This window comes from Actinomadura sp. 3N508, from assembly GCF_044326375.1.
In the GTDB taxonomy this organism is placed as follows: Bacteria; Actinomycetota; Actinomycetes; order Streptosporangiales; family Streptosporangiaceae; genus Spirillospora.
In genome coordinates this window covers 324,322-342,195 of the sequence record NZ_JBIRAX010000004.1, presented here as the reverse complement: position 1 = coordinate 342,195, position 17,874 = coordinate 324,322, and the positions used below count along the sequence as shown (strand labels likewise).

Annotated in this window: 14 protein-coding genes; 6 read left to right on the top strand and 8 right to left on the bottom strand. The window is 71.9% G+C overall.

What is annotated here, in order from left to right; all coding sequences use genetic code 11:
• Positions 1–124: 124 nt before the first annotated feature.
• Complete coding sequence (locus ACH34S_RS16985; protein ID WP_395953611.1) at positions 125–1,807, top strand: flavin monoamine oxidase family protein; 1,683 nt, start codon at positions 125–127, stop codon at positions 1,805–1,807.
• Positions 1,808–1,870: 63 nt separating this feature from the next.
• On the opposite strand, the gene ACH34S_RS16980 is transcribed toward ACH34S_RS16985, so the two are convergent.
• Positions 1,871–3,796, bottom strand: coding sequence for a Xaa-Pro dipeptidyl-peptidase (locus tag ACH34S_RS16980; protein WP_395953610.1), 1,926 nt, complete (start codon positions 3,794–3,796; stop codon positions 1,871–1,873).
• Between the two features lie 164 nt (positions 3,797–3,960).
• The gene (locus tag ACH34S_RS16975; RefSeq protein WP_395953609.1) at positions 3,961–6,438 is read right to left on the bottom strand and encodes a HelD family protein; all 2,478 of its coding nucleotides are present in this window, start codon (positions 6,436–6,438) and stop codon (positions 3,961–3,963) included.
• Between the two features lie 222 nt (positions 6,439–6,660).
• Between ACH34S_RS16975 and ACH34S_RS16970 the strand changes: the two genes are divergently transcribed.
• Entirely contained in the window at positions 6,661–8,346 is a 1,686-nt protein-coding gene (locus ACH34S_RS16970) for an alkaline phosphatase D family protein (RefSeq protein ID WP_395953608.1), read from the top strand.
• A gap of 49 nt (positions 8,347–8,395) precedes the next feature.
• On the opposite strand, the gene ACH34S_RS16965 is transcribed toward ACH34S_RS16970, so the two are convergent.
• The gene (locus ACH34S_RS16965) at positions 8,396–9,487 is read right to left on the bottom strand and encodes an ATP-dependent DNA ligase (protein ID WP_395953607.1); all 1,092 of its coding nucleotides are present in this window, start codon (positions 9,485–9,487) and stop codon (positions 8,396–8,398) included.
• Positions 9,488–9,562: 75 nt separating this feature from the next.
• On the opposite strand from ACH34S_RS16965, the gene ACH34S_RS16960 reads away from it, so the two are divergent.
• Positions 9,563–10,264 (top strand): dihydrofolate reductase family protein, encoded by a 702-nt coding sequence (locus ACH34S_RS16960; protein WP_395953606.1) that lies wholly within the window; start codon positions 9,563–9,565, stop codon positions 10,262–10,264.
• On the opposite strand, the gene ACH34S_RS16955 is transcribed toward ACH34S_RS16960, so the two are convergent.
• On the bottom strand, positions 10,246–10,965 hold the full coding sequence (locus tag ACH34S_RS16955; protein WP_395953605.1) for a pyrimidine reductase family protein: 720 nt from the start codon (positions 10,963–10,965) through the stop codon (positions 10,246–10,248). The two genes, ACH34S_RS16960 and ACH34S_RS16955, sit on opposite strands and share 19 nt — an antisense overlap.
• 135 nt (positions 10,966–11,100) lie before the next feature.
• Between ACH34S_RS16955 and ACH34S_RS16950 the strand changes: the two genes are divergently transcribed.
• Complete coding sequence (locus tag ACH34S_RS16950; protein WP_395953604.1) at positions 11,101–11,502, top strand: hypothetical protein; 402 nt, start codon at positions 11,101–11,103, stop codon at positions 11,500–11,502.
• 9 nt (positions 11,503–11,511) lie between these two features.
• On the opposite strand, the gene glgX is transcribed toward ACH34S_RS16950, so the two are convergent.
• The 4 genes from glgX to ACH34S_RS16930 all read right to left on the bottom strand — a co-directional run bounded on the left by glgX (position 11,512) and on the right by ACH34S_RS16930 (position 15,894).
• On the bottom strand, positions 11,512–13,605 hold the full coding sequence (glgX, locus tag ACH34S_RS16945) for a glycogen debranching protein GlgX (protein ID WP_395953603.1): 2,094 nt from the start codon (positions 13,603–13,605) through the stop codon (positions 11,512–11,514).
• 146 nt (positions 13,606–13,751) lie between these two features.
• Positions 13,752–14,357, bottom strand: coding sequence for a GNAT family N-acetyltransferase (locus ACH34S_RS16940; protein WP_395953602.1), 606 nt, complete (start codon positions 14,355–14,357; stop codon positions 13,752–13,754).
• 39 nt (positions 14,358–14,396) lie between these two features.
• Positions 14,397–14,945 carry a DUF4262 domain-containing protein gene (locus ACH34S_RS16935; protein ID WP_395953601.1) on the bottom strand — a complete coding sequence of 183 codons (549 nt, stop codon included), beginning with the start codon at positions 14,943–14,945 and terminating at the stop codon, positions 14,397–14,399.
• A gap of 58 nt (positions 14,946–15,003) precedes the next feature.
• Positions 15,004–15,894: a hypothetical protein gene (locus ACH34S_RS16930; protein ID WP_395953600.1), complete on the bottom strand. Its 891-nt coding sequence runs from the start codon at positions 15,892–15,894 to the stop codon at positions 15,004–15,006.
• A gap of 183 nt (positions 15,895–16,077) precedes the next feature.
• Here ACH34S_RS16930 and ACH34S_RS16925 point away from each other — a divergent pair, with 183 nt between their 5' ends.
• On the top strand, positions 16,078–16,878 hold the full coding sequence (locus ACH34S_RS16925; RefSeq protein ID WP_395953599.1) for an SAM-dependent methyltransferase: 801 nt from the start codon (positions 16,078–16,080) through the stop codon (positions 16,876–16,878).
• Positions 16,875–17,870 carry a sugar ABC transporter substrate-binding protein gene (locus ACH34S_RS16920; RefSeq protein ID WP_395953598.1) on the top strand — a complete coding sequence of 332 codons (996 nt, stop codon included), beginning with the start codon at positions 16,875–16,877 and terminating at the stop codon, positions 17,868–17,870. The genes ACH34S_RS16925 and ACH34S_RS16920 overlap by 4 nt, the downstream gene beginning before the upstream one ends.
• The last annotated feature ends 4 nt before the right edge of the window (positions 17,871–17,874 follow it).

Sequence of the window (17,874 nt, the reverse complement as noted above, 5' to 3'; positions counted from 1 at the left end):
AGCTGTCACTGTCGCGTTGAGTGATCAACCAGGTCATTTTCTGCGCCTGTCAAGAATCGTCGGAAGTCATTTACCGTGCTGTCCGTCACGTGCCGTCGTCGGCACGTCTCCCAGAAGGAGCATGATGGACCAGCCACACCATGGCTCTTCCCGCCGGACGTTCCTGGGCATGGCCGCCACCGCCACCCTGGTGCAGGTCATGACCGGTGCCGCGCCGGCCGAAGCGGCGTCCGCGCCGGCCGGCCCGCCGAAGCCGCCGGGGCGGAAGGGCCGCGGTAAGACGGTCGCGATCCTCGGCGCGGGCGTCAGCGGGCTGACCGCCGCGCTCAGGTTCACCGAGGCCGGCTACAAGGTGACCGTCCTGGAGGCGCAGGACCGCGTCGGCGGCCGCAGCTTCACCGCCCGCCGCGGCGCCACGATCACCGAGGTGTGGGCGGATGGATCGGCCCGCACCCAGACCTGCCGGTTCGACCGCGGCCTCTACGCCAACCTCGGCCCCGCGCGCCTGTCGAGCGACGACCAGCGGGTCATCGCGATGTGCCGCAGGCTCCGCATCCCGCTCGAACCGTTCCTGATGAAGTCCCACGCGAACCTGTACCAGACCGAACGGGTGTGGCAGCGGGCGGCCGTGCCGCACGGCCGCATCACCAACGACGTCCAGGGATATGTCGCCGAATTGGCGGCCGCGGCCGTCAAGAAAGGGCTGCTCGACGGCGGCGGAGGCGGGCCGTCGGGATTGAGCGAGGCCCAGCGCCAGGCGTTGCTTGTTCTGCTCACCGAATTCGGCGATCTGGACGAGTCCGACCACGTTTACAAGGGGTCCACGCGGTCGGCTTTGGCCAAACCCCTCAGCGTCAAGCAGCAGCCCGAGAAGGCCGATCCGCTCGCTCTTCCGGACCTGCTGGAAAGCGCATTCTGGGAGCATCGGTATTTCGATTACCTCTATCACGGCTACCAGCCCTCGATGCTCCAGCCGGCCGGCGGAATGGACGTGATCGTCCGCCGGATGGCCGCCGCGCTGCCCGCCGGGACCGTCACGCTCGACGCGCCCGTCCATGCCATCAGGGCCGCCGAAGACGGGGTGCGCGTCGCGTGGAAGGACGGCGACGGCGAGCACGACGAGCGGTTCGACTACTGCCTGAGCAGCATCCCCGTCCCGGTCCTGCGGCAGCGCGTCGAGCTCGCCGGGTTCTCCGCCGAGTTCGCGCGCGCCGTCGCGGGCGTCGGGTTCGCGCCCGCGTGCAAGATCGGCTGGCAGGCGAACCGGCGGTTCTGGGAGTCGGAGAAGTACCGGATCTACGGCGGGATGAGCCGGATCGACAACGAGATCACCCAGGTCTGGTATCCGTCCACCGGCCACGTCGACCGCGCGGACAAGGGCGTCCTGATCGGCGCCTACTGCTCCTACGACAACGCCGAGACGCTCGGCGACCGGCCGCACGACCAGCGCCTGAAGGTCGCCCGGGAGGCCGGGGCGAGGCTGCACGGCGAGTTCGCCGACCGGTCGATCGTCCCGGACCGGCAGGGCATGTCCGTCGCCTGGCACAAGGTGCCCTACCAGCTGGGGTCGTGGGCCAACTGGGACCACACCGTCCCCGAGCAGCGGGAGATCTACGAGACGCTGATCAACCTCCAGGGGCACGGCAACGTCCTGGTGATCGGCGACCAGATCTGCCCGCTGCCCGGCTGGCAGGAGGGCGCGATGATGTCCGCGGACTGGGCCTTCGAGTCCATTCACGGGCGGCGGCGCGGTCGCGTGACCGCCCACCGCGTCCCCGACTCCAGGCGCGTGACGGCCGTCCGCTGACCGCGCCGCTCCGGACATGGCGAGGCCGCCGCCCCCTCGGGGGACGGCGGCCTCTTCGTCGGATCAGTGGAACTTGCGTTCCTGGACGGGCAGCGTGACACCGGACGGGCCGCGCCACGTCGTGAGCGGCTGCGGGGCGAGCGCCGTGGCGTCGTCCCCGCCGACGACGACCGGGATGCTGATGGAGCTGCCGCGCAGGTCCACCGTCACCTTGGCCTCGGTCGGCGTCTCGGTGTTGTAGTCGGCGTCCGTCCCGGCGATGACCAGCGCGAGGCGGTGCCCCTTCTTCAGCACGTACTCCTGGCTGAGCGTCTCCCACCGGACGTCGTAGTAGCGGCCCGGCTTCAGCGGCGCCGGACGGCTCAGCGACCGGTCGTTCTGCGCGTCGAGCCAGCCGCGGGCGACCACGTTCACCGGCGAGGTCACCGTGGTGGTCTCCGTCTGCTTGTAGCAGGCGTCGTCACCGGGCGCGCTCTCACCGTTGCAGTCCTCGGTGTCGAGCGTCCGGATGCCGGAGCCCCGCCCGAGGTAGTCGACCCGGGTGTCCTCGCCATAGTCGACGAGCAGCGCGGTCAGGTTGGACGTCGGCTTGTCCAGCATGATCCGCAGGCGGGCGTCGGGCGTCCCGGACAGGCGTCCGGTCAGCGGCAGCGGGCCCGACACGAACGCGGCCCTGAACGGCTTCGCCGTCCCCGGGTCGCTGACCATCTCGCCCTCCGAGTGGCCCGCACCGCGCGGGCCGGCGGCGTCGGTGAAGGTGACCGTCGAGCCCTTCGCGGCGGGCTTCAGGCCGAGCGAGCCGTCCGCGGCGGGCCGCAGGGTGAGGGGCCGGGCGTCCCGGGACGGCCAGTCCCGCTGCGTGATCCACTGGTCGGGGCCGATCTCGATGTCGGCGCGCGGCTCCCGCATCACATCGTTGCGGATCTTGTGCAGCTCGTGGTCGAACCACTTGTGCAGGGTCGCGACCCACTCGTCCCGCCGCGTGTCGAACGGGTCGACGTGGCCGCGCTGCGACAGCCACACCTTCCGGTCGATGCCGCGCCTGGCGAGCTCGTTCCACCAGAGCGAGAAGTGGTTGCCCTTCACGTTCAGGTCGTTCACGCCGTGGAAGGCGAACAGGCTGGCGCGGACGTTGCGGACGTCGCCGACCGTCCCGTGCCGGTGGTCGGCGGTCCGCCAGTAGGCGTTGTAGTTGCCGGTCGCGTCGTCCTCGCCCTCGTCGAGCGCGGCCCTGACGGCGGCGCACTTCTCGGGCGGGTCGGTGTCGACGTAGTCGGAGAGCCACGGCTGCTCGTCCGTCCAGTACTTCACGCCGTTCATGCGGCTGTAGTCGTACCAGCTGCTGATCGCCGAGATGGGGACGATCGTCTCCAGGCCCTCGACACCGGTCGCCGCGACGCCGTTGGCGAGCGTCCCGTCGTAGGACTTGCCGATCATGCCGGTGCGGCCGGTGCTCCACGCGGCCTTCACCGCGCTGCCGTCCGCCCGGGTCGCCTTCGCGCGCCCGTTCAGCCAGTCGACCACGGCCTTGACGCCGAGGATGTCGGTCGGCCCGCCGCTCACCGGGCAGCCGTCGGACTTCGTCGTCCCGATCATGTCGACGGCGAGGAACGCGTACCCGCGCGGCACGAAGTAGTTGTCGTAGTAGAGCGGGAACTTCACCGGGTTCCCGTTCGCGTCGTAGGTCTTGCGCTCGCCCTCGTTGCCGCGTCCCGCGTTGTCGTAGTACGGGCTCGCGTCCATCACGATCGGGACCTTGAGGCCCTTCTCGGTCTCCTTGGGCCGGATGATGTCCACGTTGACGCGGTCCTTCTTGCCGTCGCCGTCGCTGTCCACCCCGGACTCGACGTACACGTGCTCGCGGATCGCGTCCTTGTAGGAGAAGACCGGCTGGGTCACGCCGTCCTTCACCACGATCCTGGGGGCCGCCTGGGCGAACGCAGTCGCGCCGCCCGCCGCGATCAGGGCCGCACCGGTCAGTACGGCCACCGCCCCCGTCCGCCGGGTCCGTCTCAGGGATCTCCTGGCCAACCCGCACCTCCCGAATAAAGAATGATCTCTACGGGGGCACAGGCTCTCGCCCGGGGATGGCCGGGTAAAGGGCGGGTGCTCGGTTAACTCCGGCCGGATTTGGTCATGTCCTGCCCTTGCCATCAGGCCAGGTCGGCGAGGAGGGGCGGCAGGTCGCCGTCGTGGACGAGCGTCAGCCGGCGGGTGGCCCTGGTCAGCGCGACGTAGAGGTCCTGGCCGCCCTTCGGGGAGCCGGCCAGGATGCCCGCCGGGTCGACGATGATCACGGAGTCGAACTCCAGGCCCTTGGCCTCCTCGGTGGTCAGCACGACGACGGGGGAGTCGAGCGCCTCCGGGGTCGCGCCCGCGGCGGCGTGCGGGAGGGCGGCCAGGACGGCGGCGTGCCGGGCGGCGGACGCGATGACGGCGAGCCGCCCCTCCTTGAACGCGCCGCCGATGCCGTCGGGGGTCCCGGCGGCGATGCTCGACAGCTCCGACCGGACGAGCGAGGGCAGCTCCGCGACCGGCAGCGCGAGCGCGGCGGGCGGCGGGCCGTCGTCGCGGACGGACTCGGGCGGTGTCTGGCCGGGCGCGACGGCGGCGAGGACGCGGGCGGCGACCCGCATGATGGCGGCCGGGGTGCGGTAGTTGACCAGCAGGCGCTGCTCGCGCCAGCGGCCGGGGACGTACCGGTCGAGCATCTGGCCCCAGGACGCGGCCCCGGCGGCGTTGCCGGTCTGGGCGATGTCGCCGACGACGGTCAGGGAACGGGTCGGGACGCGCTTCATCACCGTCCGCCAGGCCATCTCCGACAGCTCCTGCGCCTCGTCGACGATCACGTGCCCGTACACCCATTCGCGGTCGGCCAGGGCGCGCTGGGCGGTGGTGAGCGGCGGGCCGCCGTCCTGGTGGCGTTCGGCCAGGTCGGTCCCGGAGATCAGATCGCCGGCGGCGAGCGCCTCGGCGCTGCCGGTGCCGGCGGACTCGATCACCTCCTGGGCGTACTTCGCCTCCCGCGCGCGCTCTGCGGCGGCGGCGCGCTCGCGGGCCTTGTCGGCGGAGTCGTCCTTGCCGAGCAGGTCGGCGGCCTCGTCCAGGAGGGGGACGTCGGAGACCGTCCAAGGGGCGCTGGACGGGCGGGGCGCCGAGCGGAGCTCGTCCGTTGAACGGTGGTGGGTGGGGGCTGGAGGACGGTGCAGGAGTGCCGACTCGGCGGGCTTCAGACCTGCTTGGGCGCCCAGGCGGTCTAGGGCATCGGGGTCGGCGAAGAGGTCGGACAGGAGCCGCTCGGGGGTCAGTTCGGGCCAGAGCGCGTTGATCGCGGACTGGACGGCGGGTTCCTGCCAGAGGTTCTCCTTGGCGAGGCGGAGTTCCGTCTCGTCCAGGAGGGGCTCGTCCTCGGCCTCGTCGATGAGTTCCTGGAGCCAGGCGGGCAGGCCGCCGTTGCCGGCGATGTCCTCCAGGGGCTCGTCCATGATGCGGTCGAACTGCTCGGCGCGGTTGACGGCGAGCGCCTCCAGCAGGTCGTGGACGAACCGGCGCCGCTGGATGTTGTGGGGGAGGTGCAGGCCGCGCGCACGGTCGCGTGCCTGTTCGCAGGTCTCGGCGTCCACGACCAGGGTGAGGCCGTCGGCGCCGACGTGCAGGCCGTCCTCCGGGACGCGCTGCCGGTCGTGGACGGCCTCCCGCAGCAGATCGGCCATGCGCAGGTCGCCTTTCACGACGGCGACCGCGGGGTCTTCCGTGGCGGTCGCCTTCAGGCCCGGATACAGCTCGCCGACCGTGGAGAGGGCGACGTCCGTCTCGCCCAGGCCGGGGAGCACCTGCTCGATGTAGCGGAGGAACGTGGCGTTCGGGCCGACGACGAGCACGCCGCGCCGTTCGAGGACGTCCCGGTGCGTGTACAGCAGGTACGCGGCACGGTGCAGCGCGGCGACCGTCTTGCCGGTGCCGGGGCCGCCCTGGACGACGAGCACCCCCTGCAGGCCGGAGCGGATGACCTGGTCCTGCTCCTCCTGGATGGTGGCGACGACGTCGCTCATCCGGCCCGTCCGGCCGCGGCGGAGCGTGGCGAGGAGCGCGGCCTCCCCGACGATGCCGCCGCGCTCGGACTCCGCCAGGCCCTCCAGGTCGAACACCTCGTCGTCAAGCCGGACGACCTCGCGGTGGCGCAGGTGCAGGTGGCGGCGCCGGGCGAGGGTGCCGGGCGCGCCCGGCGTGGCGGTGTAGAACGGGCGGGCCGCGGCGGCGCGCCAGTCGATCAGAAGGGGCTCGCGGTTCTCGTCGCGGAGGCCGACGCGGCCGATGTAGAACGTGTCGCCGGGGCCGTCCGCGTCGGCGCGGTGGTCGATCCGGCCGAAGCACAGGCCGTGCTCGACGCCGCCGAGCCGGGCGAGGCGGCGGGCGGCCTCGTCGGTGGCGACGGCGCTCTCCAGCCGGGCCTGGAAGGCGCTGCCGCCGCCCGTCGCGGGGCCCTCGCGCAGCGCCCGCTCGGCCTGCTCGCGCTCGATGTCGAGCCGCGTGTACACGCGGGACACGTACTCCTGCTCGGTGCGTATCACGGCCTGCCGCGCATTTTCCTCGCGTTCGGGGTTGACAGCGTCCGCTTGACGGAGTCCCATGCCTGTGCTACGCTCCTATTCATAGGATGGAATTTTTGTGCGCAACTCGTAAGTTGCCACCCTACCATCCTTTTCCTGCGCGCTGTGCGCGATCTTTCGGCCCGGCCCAAAAAAGATCATGTCTGTTGGGGTCGTGGTCATCCCGGCGGTACCCGCGGGCCATCGGCCTCGGTGAGGCTTTCGGCGATCGATGCCGGAATCTCCCGAAAGGTCGCTACCCCCATGGCCGACATCGCACGCCCGCTGAACCGGCGACGCTTCCTCGTCACCAGCGGGCTCGCCACCGCCGTCGCCGTGGCCGGCGCCCCCGGCCCCGCGCACGCCGCCCCACGACCCCGGACCCTCGACGGTGACCCGTTCACCCTCGGCGTCGCGTCCGGCGACCCCGAACCGGACGGGTTCGTCCTCTGGACCCGGCTGGCCCTCGACCCCATCGCCGAGGACGGCCTCGGCGGCATGCCGTCCCGGACGATCCCCGTCGGCTGGGAGGTCGCGTCCGACGAGCGGTTCCGCCGGATCGAGCGCCGCGGCACCGCCGCCGCCCGCGCCGCGTCCGCGCACTCCGTCCACATCGAGCTGAACGGCCTGCGCCCCGGCCGCGAGTACTGGTACCGCTTCCGCGCCGGCCGCCACATCTCCCCGGTCGGACGGACCCGCACCGCCCCCCACCCCGCCACCTACGGCCCGGCCCTCGCGATGGCCTTCGTGTCGTGCTCCCAGTTCGAGCACGGCTACTTCACCGCGTACCGGCGGCTCGCCGAAGAGAACCCCGACCTGATCCTGCATCTCGGCGACTACCAGTACGAGTACAAGAAGGACGTCTACAACATCCCGGGCGGCAACGTCCGCGACCACGAGGGCCCCGAGACCGTCACGCTGGCGACCTACCGGCAGCGGCACGCCCAGTACAAGTCCGACCGCGACCTGCAGGCCGCGCACCAGTCGGCGCCGTGGCTCGTCGTGTTCGACGACCACGAGGTCGAGAACAACTGGGCCGACGACGTCCCCGAGAACAACTCCGACACCCCGTCGCCCGAGGCGTTCCGCGCCCGCCGGGTCGCCGCGTTCCAGGCGTACTACGAGAACATGCCGCTGCGCCGCCGCTCCATCCCGCGCGGCCCCGACATCCAGGTGTACCGGCGCGTGTCCTGGGGCCGGCTCGCCAACTTCCACATGCTCGACACCCGTCAGTTCCGCGACGACCAGGCCTGCGGCGACGGCTACAAGGACTGCCCCGACGCGCTCGACCCGAAGCGCTCCATCACCGGCGACCGGCAGGAGCGCTGGCTGCTGGACGGCTTCCGCCGCTCCCGCGCCCAGTGGGACGTCCTCGGCCAGCAGGTGTTCTTCGCGCAGCGCGACAACACCGACGGGCCCGTCAAGAAGACCTCGATGGACTCCTGGGACGGCTACGCCGCGTCCCGCGACCGGATCACCAAGGGCTGGCTGGACGCCAAGGTCCGCAACCCCGTCGTGCTCACCGGCGACGTCCACGTCCACTGGGCCAGCGACCTGAAGGCCGACTACGACGACCCCGGCTCGAAGACGGTCGGCGCCGAGCTGGTGTGCTCGTCCATCACCAGCGGCGGCGACGGGGCGGACTCCGACCCCGCCGACCACCCCTTCCTCAAGATCAACAAGCATCTGCGGTTCTACAACAACCAGCGCGGCTACGTCCTGACGACGATGTCCAGGGACGAGATGAAGGCCGACTTCAAGACGCTGCCGACCGTCAGGACGCACGACGCGCAGGCGTCCGTCAAGGCGACGTTCGTCGTCGAGGACCGCGTGCCCGGCGTCAAGCAGACCTACCTGCGCCCCTTCGACGCGCCGAAAGGAGCTACGCGCTCGGGCTCGGACGAGGAGCTGATCCGCCAGACCATCGAGAACGAGACCCAGCGACCCTGACGATCCGGCCGCCCGCCCTGGCCCGGGACGCAGCACCCGGGCCAGGGCCTCAGCGGTCGACGCGGGGGCTGGTGGCCTCGCCGGAGAGGATGTCGGCCAGGTCGTAGGCGACCGGGACCTCCAGCTGCTCGTAGGTGCACGACCCGGGCGTGCGGTCGGGGCGCCAGTTGCGGAAGCGGGCCGTGTGCCGGAACCGGTCGCCCTCCATCGCCTCGTACGCCACCTCGACCACCAGGTCGGGGCGCAGCGGCACCCAGCTGAGGTCCTTCTTGCCCGTCCAGCGGGAGATCGCGCCCGGCATCCGGTCGGCGGTCGCCTCGGACTGGCTCGCCCACTCCGCCCACGGATGGTCCGCGATGTCCTGCAACCGGTACGGCTGGAGCTCCTCGACCAGCTCGGCGCGGCGCTTCATCGTGAACGACGCCGCGACCCCCACATGCTGGAGATGCCCCTTGTCGTTGTAGAGGCCGAGCAGCAGCGACCCCACGATCGGGCCGGACTTGTGCCAGCGGAAGCCCGCCACCACGCAGTCGGCGGTCCGCTCGTGCTTCACCTTGAACAGCACCCGCTTGTCGGGCTGGTACGGGACGTCGAGCGGCTTGGCGATGACGCCGTCGAGCCCGGCGCCCTCGAACTCGTCGAACCAGCGCAGCGCCAGCTCGTAGGAGTCGGACGCGGGCGTCACGTGGATCGGCGCGCCCACCCCCGACAGCGTGCCGACGAGCCGCTGCCGCCGCTCGCCGAGCGGAACCTCCAGCAGCGACTCGTCGCCGATCGCCAGCAGATCGAACGCGACGAACGACGCCGGAGTCTCCTCCGAAAGCAGCTTGACCCGCGACGCGGCCGGATGGATGCGCTGCTGGAGGGCCTCGAAGTCGAGGCGCGTCCCGCGCGGCAGGACGATCTCGCCGTCGACCACGCACCGCTCGGGCAGCTCGCGCCTCACCGCCTCGACCAGCTCGGGGAAGTACCGGGTCAGCGGCCGCTCGCCCCGGCTGGACAGCTCCACCTCGTCGCCGTCGCGGAACACGATGCAGCGGAAGCCGTCCCACTTCGGCTCATACAGCAGGTCGCCCTTGGGCATGGTCTTGACCGCCTTCGCCAGCATCGGCGAGAACGGCGGACTGATCGGCAGGTCCATCCCCCTATAGTGCGCCCCCGGACCGACAGAGGGACACGGCGGGGGCCGGAAAGATCGTCCGATAACCTGCAGGTCATGCGCCGTCTGCTGCCCGAACCCGCCGTCGACGGCGTCGATCCGTACGACGCCTACGGCGATGCGCCCGGGCTGCGGCTCGGCATGGTGATGAGCGCCGACGGGTCCGTCACCGACGCCGACGGCTGGACCGACGGGCTCGGCGGCGACGCCGACTTCCGCGTCTTCCGGACGCTGCGGGCCCTCGCCGGCGCGATCCTCGTCGGTGCCGGGACCGCCCGGACGGGACGCCTCGGCCCCGCCCGCCTACGCCGCGATCTGCGCGCGCGCCGCGGCGGGCCGCCCGCGCCCATCGTGGTGGTCAGCCGCTCGGCCGACCTCGACTGGACGCTCCCGCTGTTCACCGAGGCCGAGACGCCGACCGTCGTCGTCACCTCGCGCGCCGCCCGCAGCCGCGTCCCGAGCGGGATCCAGGTGGTCGCCGAAGGCGAGGACGACGTCGACCTGCCGGCGGCAGTGCGAGCGCTCCGCGAAGGGCTCGGTCATGAGCGCCTGCTCTGCGAAGGGGGCCCGGCGCTGGCGACCGCGCTGATCCGCGCGTCCCTCGTCGACGAGCTGTGCCTCAACATCGCTCCGACGCTTCTGGGCAGCCCCCGCCACACCCGCCTGCTCCATGAGCTGGACGTTGAGGTGCCGCTCGAACCGGCTGCCCTCTACCTGGACGAAGGCGTGCTGTTCGTCCGCTACCGGCTGCGGACGTAGCGGAGGAAGAGGAAGTCGTCGTCCTGCAGCGCGTGGGCGAGGCTCAGCTCCGGCGGGACGTCCACCGGCGGCCCGTTCAGGATCCGGGTCGGGTTCCCGCCGAGCAGCAGCGGGCTCAGGGTGAGGCACAGCTCGTCCAGCAGCCCGGCCGCCACCACCTGCGCCAGGACGCCCGGCCCGCCCTCGCACAGGAGGCGCCGGTGGCCGCGCGACGCGAGTTCCGCGAAGGCGGCGGGGAAGTCGAGCGAGTCCGTCCCGGCGACGATCACGTCGGCGCGTTCCCGCGCGGTCTCCAGCCGGGACGGGGTGGCTGACGCGGTCGTCAGCACGATCGTCCGGGCCTTCGCCTCCGTGAAGATCGGGGCGTCGAAGTCGAGGTCGAGGGTGCGGGAGACGATCGCCAGCGGCGGGACGGGCGGGCGCCCGTCCCGGACCCCGTCCCAGCCCTCGCTCGGCGAGACGGGCCCGTAGCCCTCGGCGCGCACCGTGCCGGCGCCGACGATGACGACGTCGGCGAGCCCGCGCAGCAGCAGGAACAGGTGCTGGTCGGCGGGGCTGCCGAGGCCGGCGCTGCGCTCGTCGCGCTGCGCCGCGCCGTCCAGGCTGGCGACCATGTTGGCCCGCAGCCAGGTGCCGTCGGGCGGGTAGGCGTACCGCTCGGCGAGGTCGACGTCGCCGGCGTCCTGAGTGAGGGCTCGCATAGGACGCCCAAGCTACTGCACACCGATGCTGACCGTCCGTGCACCAATCTGTACGAATCCGTCATGGCAGGCCCCTGAAAAGGTGACACTGGGGCGGGGGACGGGGGTTTGAGAATTGCATGGAAGGAGCCGGGGGTGGAGTTCGCCGCGCTTGCCGCGTGGATCCTCGCCGCCGTGGCGGGCGGCTACCTGCTGATCATCTGGATGGCGCACGGGGGAGCCTCGACGAAGGTGACGCGCTTCCCGGTCCTGGTCGTGGTCGGCCATCCGCTGGCCGCGATCGGCGGCCTGGCCTTGTGGATCCTGTACGTGGCCACCAGCGGCGCCGCCTACGCCTGGGGTGCGTTCGCGGCGCTGCTGGTCGTCATTCTCCAGGGGTTCATGCTGTTCACGCGCTGGCTCGTCGGCCGCGGTGGCCGCCACGCCCGCGGCACGGAACAGGCGTTCCCCGCGGCGGCCGTGGCCGTCCATGGCGGCGTGGCCGTCGCGACGGTCGTGCTCGTCTTCCTCACCGTCATGGAGATCACCGGAGGCTAGGGGCGGGGTTCACGGGACACGGCGCAGGACGGTCAGCGACCGGTCGGTGAGGGCGAGGGTGTCGCGCGCCTTGACCCGTGGGCGCTCGCCTGCGGTGCCGGGTTCGGCGGTGTCGAGGGCGACCTCCCAGCGCTCGCCGTACTCGCCGCCGGGCAGCGTGAACTCCACCGGCCCGGCGCCCGCGTTGATCAGCAGGAGGAAGGAGTCGTCGCGGACGCGCCGCCCGCGCGGGTCGGGCTCGGTGATCGCGTCGCCGTTGAGGAACACGCCGAGGGACTTGGCGAACCCGACGTTCCAGTCATGGTCGGTCATGCTCTCGCCGGCCGGGGTCAGCCACGCGATGTCGGCGGCCGCGCCGGTGCCCGTCCCGGTGAAGAAGCGGCGGCGCCGGAACACCGGATGGTCGTGCCGCAGCCGCGACAGGGTCCGGACGAACTCGGTGTCGCCGGTGTCGTCCCAGCGGACCCAGGCGATCTCGTTGTCCTGGCAGTAGGCGTTGTTGTTGCCCTGCTGGGTGCGGCCGAGCTCGTCGCCGTGGGAGAGCATCGGCACGCCCTGGGACAGGAACAGGGTCGCCAGGAAGTTGCGCCGCTGGCGTGCGCGCAGGTCGAGGACGGCCGGATCCCGGGCCGGGCCTTCGACGCCGCAGTTCCACGACCGGTTGTCGTCGGTGCCGTCGCGGTTGTCCTCGCCGTTGGCGTCGTTGTGCTTGTGGTCGTAGGAGACGAGGTCGGTCAGCGTGAACCCGTCGTGGCAGGTCACGAAGTTGATGGACGCGAACGGCCGCCGCGCGCTGTGCTCGTACAGGTCGGACGACCCCGTGAGCCGGGACGCGAACTCCGGCATGGTCGCGTACGAGCCGCGCCAGAAGTCGCGGACGGTGTCGCGGTACTTGCCGTTCCACTCCGTCCACAGCGGCGGGAAGTTCCCGACCTGGTAGCCGCCCTCGCCGACGTCCCACGGCTCGGCGATCAGCTTCACCTGCGACACCACCGGGTCCTGCTGGACGAGGTCGAAGAACGTGGCGAGCCGGTCGACGTCGTGCAGGTCGCGGGCCAGCGCGGACGCCAGGTCGAAGCGGAACCCGTCGACGTGCATCTCCAGGATCCAGTAGCGCAGCGAGTCCATGATGAGCTGCAGCGCGTGCGGGTTGCGGACGTTCAGCGAGTTCCCGCAGCCGGTGTAGTCGAGGTGGTAGCGCCTGTCGTCGTCGCGGAGCCGGTAGTAGGAGGCGTTGTCGATGCCGCGGAACGACAGCGTCGGGCCGAGATGGTCGCCCTCGGCGGTGTGGTTGTAGACGACGTCCAGGATGACCTCGATGCCCGCCTCGTGCAGCGCCCGGACCATCGCCTTGAACTCCAGCACCTGCTCCCCGCGCTGCCCGGACGACCCGTAGGCGTTGTGCGGCGCGAAGAACCCGATCGTGTTGTAGCCCCAGTAGTTGCCGAGGCCCCGCGCCACCAGCGCGTGCTCGGGGATCGACTGGTGCACCGGCATCAGCTCCACGGCCGTCACGCCGAGGTCGAGCAGATGGTCGATCATCACCGGGTGCGCGAGGCCCGCGTACGTGCCGCGCTGCTCCTCCGGGACGCCGGGATGCAGCTTCGTGAGGCCCTTGACGTGCGCCTCGTAGATGACGCTCTCGTGGTACGGGACGCGCGGCGGCCGGTCGTCCGCCCAGTCGAAGAACGGGTTGATGACGACGTTCTTCGGCATGTGGGGGGCGCTGTCGTCCTCGTTCAGGACGTCGGGGTCGGCGAACCGGTACGAGAACAGCGACTCGTGCCAGCGGACCTCGCCCTCCACGGCCTTGCCGTAGGGGTCGAGCAGCAGCTTGGCCGGGTTGCAGCGATGACCCTCGCGCGGATCGAACGGCCCGTGGACGCGATACCCGTACCGCTGCCCCGGCCCGATGCCCGGCAGGTAGCCGTGCCAGACGAACCCGTCCACCTCGGGAAGCGCCAGCCGGGTCTCGTGCCCGTCGGCGTCGAACAGGCACAGCTCGACGCAGTGCGCCACCTCGGAGAACAGAGCGAAGTTCGTGCCGGTGCCGTCCCAGGTGGCGCCCAGCGGATAGGGGTCCCCGGGCCAAACCTCCCGCATGCGCTTCAACTCCTCGACCGGTCCGTCCTGGCACGTCGATTGTGGCCTACCCACCGTCCTCCAGCCCCCACCCACCACCATCCAACGGACGAGCTAGCTCGACGCCCCCTGCTCCAGCCCCCACCCACCGCCATTCAACGGACGAGCTAGCTCGACGCCCCCTGCTCCACCCCCCACCCCGCGTGGGGAAGGCGCCAGACGGTTTCGCCGTCGTCGGTGGTCTCGGGGGTGGGCCGTAGCCCGAGCTTGGCGGCGACGGCCTTCGACGGATGGTTGTCCGGGTGGACGGTCGCGACGACGTCGCGGACACCGTGCGCGAGCAGCCAGTTCAGCAGCGCGCGGGCGGCCTCGGTCGCGAACCCGAATCCCTGGTACGGCATCCCGATGACCCAGGCCACGGACGCGATGCTGCGCGGCGGGCCCGGCGTCACCGTCGAACCGGCGGACGCGGGCGTCACGGTGAAGCCGGGCGGCGCGGGCGCGACGGTCGCCTGGACGTACCCGATCGCCTGCCCGTCGCGGAGGCGCCGGACGATCCAGTTCAGCCAGTGCTCCTGGTGGTACGGCGCGGGCCCGGCGACCAGGTGCGCGTAGCGGGCGCGCAGCTCGGCCAGGGTGAGGGGCTCGCCGCCGATGTGGCGGTGCAGGCGCGGATCGTCGAGGACGGGCGCCATCTCGTCGGCGTGCTCGACGGCCAGCGGCTCCAGGACGAGGCGCTGGGTCCGGATCGGCTCGGAGAGCGTCCCGTACACTCCGCCGATCGTATGTCCTCGGCGGGAGATCGGGGCCGGTCAGAGCCGCCGTGTCCAGACCCCGCGCGCGTGCTGCTTCGGGGTGAGCCACAGCCACGGCTGGGAGTGCCGGAACGGCAGGTCGGTGCCGGGCTGCCAGGGGAACAGGCCGTCAGGGTTGGGCCAGACGACCTGCAGCATCGGCAGCGGCGGCCGCCGGTAGAACGCCACCGCCCCGCCGAACAGGCCGTCGTACCAGTGCGGGTCGACCTCGCGGAACGCGGCGGGCTGCCCGCGGACGATGCCGTCGCGGCGGTCGCCGTCGGCCGGGAGCCGCCCGTCGGCGGTCTGGCGGCCGAGCGTGTTGAGCGTCTCCTCCATCTCGTACACGTCGCCGCCGAACATGGCCAGCTCGGGCGCGCCGTGGCTGTGCCACAGGCCGATCGTGTACGCCCAGCCGGGCCCGGCGTCGTCGGGATGGACGAGGACGACGCTCCACCCGTACTCCGTGATGTGCACGATGGTGCGGAGCTGGAAGTTGTCCAAGCGGTCGCGGTCACCGTAGTCATTGCAGATGACGCAGGTGCACGGGGAGCGGCCGTCGGACATGACCTTCAGTTTACGATCCGTCGACGATCGGCATCGCTCCACTCCCCATACCGCCGGGTCACCAGAACACTCCCGTGTCGCGCGGCCGGGCCTCGCGGGCCGCGGGGGCGCCGGGCCGGGTGAGGCCGCGGGCGGCCACCGCGGCCAGCAGCATCGCGGCGGGCAGCCCGAGCGGCACGGCCGCGAGCGGCGCGATGGTGGCGAGCTCCAGCGCGGTCCCGCCGAGCAGGCCCGCGACGCCGAGGTTGTCGCCCTGCCGCGCCGCGGGCAGGACGAGCGCGGCGAGCGCGGCGGCGACGGCGACGCCCGCGGCGGGGAGCGCGAAGATCCGGCGCCGGACGAAGAAGCCCAGCGCGACCCCCGCCGCGCCCAGCACCGGCAGCGTGAGCAGCGCGAACCAGCGCACCGGGCTGGGACGCATCTCGACCGTCACGACCGGCGGTGGCGGTCCGGCCGCGTGCAGCCGCCAGGTTCGCCGGCCGGTCTGCGTCCCGTCCGTCTCCACCGTGGACGGCACGGACGGCAGCCGCAGCTTCATGGACGTGTCGCGGAACCCTTTCGCGTGGAGCAGCCGCAGCGCACCGGCCGTGTCGATCCGCACGGAGGCGCCGCTTCCCGTCCGGTAGGCGCGGTCGATCTCGGCGCGGGCGAACGGCATGCCGCGATCGTGCTCGGTGCGCACCCGGATGTCCGGCGCGCCGGGGAACATCGAGCCGGCGATCTGGCGGGCGAGGGCGCGGACTTCGGCGTCCGACCGCAGCCGCCCGGCCGCGTGGAGGTCGAGCAGCGCGCCGCCGTCCGGCCGGATCTCGACCCGGAACCAGGCCCGCTGCGGCGGGACGGGGCCACCGCCGCCGGCGCATCCGGCGAGCACGGCGACCGCGAGCAGCACCGCGCCGAGCGCGGCGAGCCGCCGAACCGACACCCCGACCTCCGATGCTGGACGCACGATCGCCTCCCAGCCTGACCGGACGAGGTCGCACGCGCGTCTCGTTCCGGTTTCGGACCGAAATTCGCTGATTCGGCTGCCGGAAATCGGAGATCCGGATGATCATCGCAGAGTTATCGCTTTGCGATCTTCACGGCGCATACTCGGCGGCTGTCAGCTGAAAACGCCGTTCAAGGGGCATTGGTGGCACAAGCGGAATTCGCGCCGTACGACTTCGACGCGAACACGCCCAATGCGGCTCGCATGTACGACTACTACCTGGGCGGAAAGGACAACTACCCGGCCGACCGGGAGGCCGCCGAGAAGATCATGGCGCTGGGCCCGAGCCGGGACATCTGCGTCGCCAACCGGCGGTTTCTCGGCCGCGCCGTCCGGCTCGCCGCCCGGGACGGGATCCGGCAGTTCCTCGACCTCGGCACCGGGCTGCCGACCCAGGAGAACGTGCACGAGGTCGCCCAGCGGGAGGCGCCCGGCTCGCGCGTGGTCTACGTCGACTACGACCCGGTCGTCCTCGCGCACGCCCGCGCGCTCAAGGCCATCGACGCGACCACGAACGTCGTCCGGGAGGACATCCGCACGCCCCGCGAGATCCTCGCGCACCCCGAGGTGCTGGGGCTGATCGACTTCGCGGAGCCGGTCGCGGTGCTGTTCGTGGCCGTCCTGCACTGCCTGACCGACGCCGAGGACCCGTGGGGCGTCGTCCGGACGTTCGCCGAGCGGATGGCGCCGGGCAGCCATCTGATCGTGTCGCACCTGACCGACGACGCCCATCCCGAGGCGGGCGCGGCGGCCCGGGAGGTCTACGACGGCGCGACCGCGCCCCTGATCCATCGCGGCCACGCCGCGATCTCCCGGTTCTTCGACGGGTTCGAGGTGCTGGAACCGGGCGTCACGGTCGTCAACGAATGGCGGCCCGAGAGTGACCTCGACCGGGAGCGTCCCGGCGGGGAATGGTTCTACGTGGGAGTGGGGCGGAAACCGTGAAAAGGCTGGGCGTGATCGCCGCGGCGGGTCTTCTCCTCGCGCTCCCGGCGTGCACCGATTCCGGCGGCTCCGGCTCGTCCGGCGCCGGTGACCCCAAGAGCATCGCGTTCTTCGGGTTCGCGAAGGCCAATTCGTTCTCGCAGGCGACGTTCGAGGGAGTGAGGGAGCAGGCGGCGAAGGAGGGCGGGAAGGCGGAGTTCTTCGATTCCGGTTTCGACGCGCAGACGCAGATCCGCCAGCTCCAGGACGCGATCACGGCCAAGCGTTTCGGCGTTTTCGTCCTCCAGGCCAACGACGGGACCGCGGTCGTGCCCGCCGTGCGGCAGGCGGTCCGGAGCGGGATCGCGGTCGTCGTGCAGTTCACGCCCGTCGGGACCCGCTACGACACCGCCGCGCCGCAGGTGCCGGGCGCGATCTCGCTGGTGGACGTCCCCGTGCAGAACGGCAGGCAGCTGGGCGTCCTCGGCATCGGCGCCTGCCAGTCCGTCAAGGCCAAGCCCTGCAAGGTCGCCTACCTGGAGGGCCTGAAGACGCTGCCGCTCGACAACGCGCGCACGAAGGCGGTCGTCGACTCCCTGAAGGCCGCCGACGGCGTGGCGGTCGTCGCGCGGATCGAGGGCGGCTACACCCGCGACTCCGGCCGCAAGGCGATGCAGGACCTGCTCCAGTCCCACCCCGACGTCGACGTGGTCATCGGGGCGTCGCAGGCGCTGTTCGGCGCCGAGGGCGTGGCGAAGGGCAAGGACATCCTGTACGTCGGCAACGGCGCGTCCCGGCAGGCGGTGACGGCCGTCCGCGAGGGGCGCTGGTTCGGCATCCCCTACCTGCCGGTCCGGACGGCCGGGGCGAAGGCCGCCGAGCTGGGGCTGGCGAAGGCGGGCGGCAAGGGCGTCCCGGCGACGACCGAGATCTCCTCCCTCGTGCCGAACGGGGGAACGCTCACCAAGGACCTGATCGTCTCGTCCGGGATCACCGGCGAGTACGACGAGTAGCGGT

Bases quoted from the DNA above. Each gene is read 5' to 3' on its own strand.
- ACH34S_RS16985 (WP_395953611.1), top strand. From the start codon at position 125: ATGGACCAGCCACACCATGGCTCTTCCCGCCGGACGTTCCTGGGCATG.
- ACH34S_RS16975 (WP_395953609.1), bottom strand. From the start codon at position 6,438: ATGGGACTCCGTCAAGCGGACGCTGTCAACCCCGAACGCGAGGAAAAT.
- ACH34S_RS16970 (WP_395953608.1), top strand. From the start codon at position 6,661: ATGGCCGACATCGCACGCCCGCTGAACCGGCGACGCTTCCTCGTCACC.
- ACH34S_RS16965 (WP_395953607.1), bottom strand. From the start codon at position 9,487: ATGGACCTGCCGATCAGTCCGCCGTTCTCGCCGATGCTGGCGAAGGCG.
- ACH34S_RS16960 (WP_395953606.1), top strand. From the start codon at position 9,563: ATGCGCCGTCTGCTGCCCGAACCCGCCGTCGACGGCGTCGATCCGTAC.
- ACH34S_RS16955 (WP_395953605.1), bottom strand. From the start codon at position 10,965: ATGCGAGCCCTCACTCAGGACGCCGGCGACGTCGACCTCGCCGAGCGG.
- glgX (WP_395953603.1), bottom strand. From the start codon at position 13,605: ATGCGGGAGGTTTGGCCCGGGGACCCCTATCCGCTGGGCGCCACCTGG.
- ACH34S_RS16935 (WP_395953601.1), bottom strand. From the start codon at position 14,945: ATGTCCGACGGCCGCTCCCCGTGCACCTGCGTCATCTGCAATGACTAC.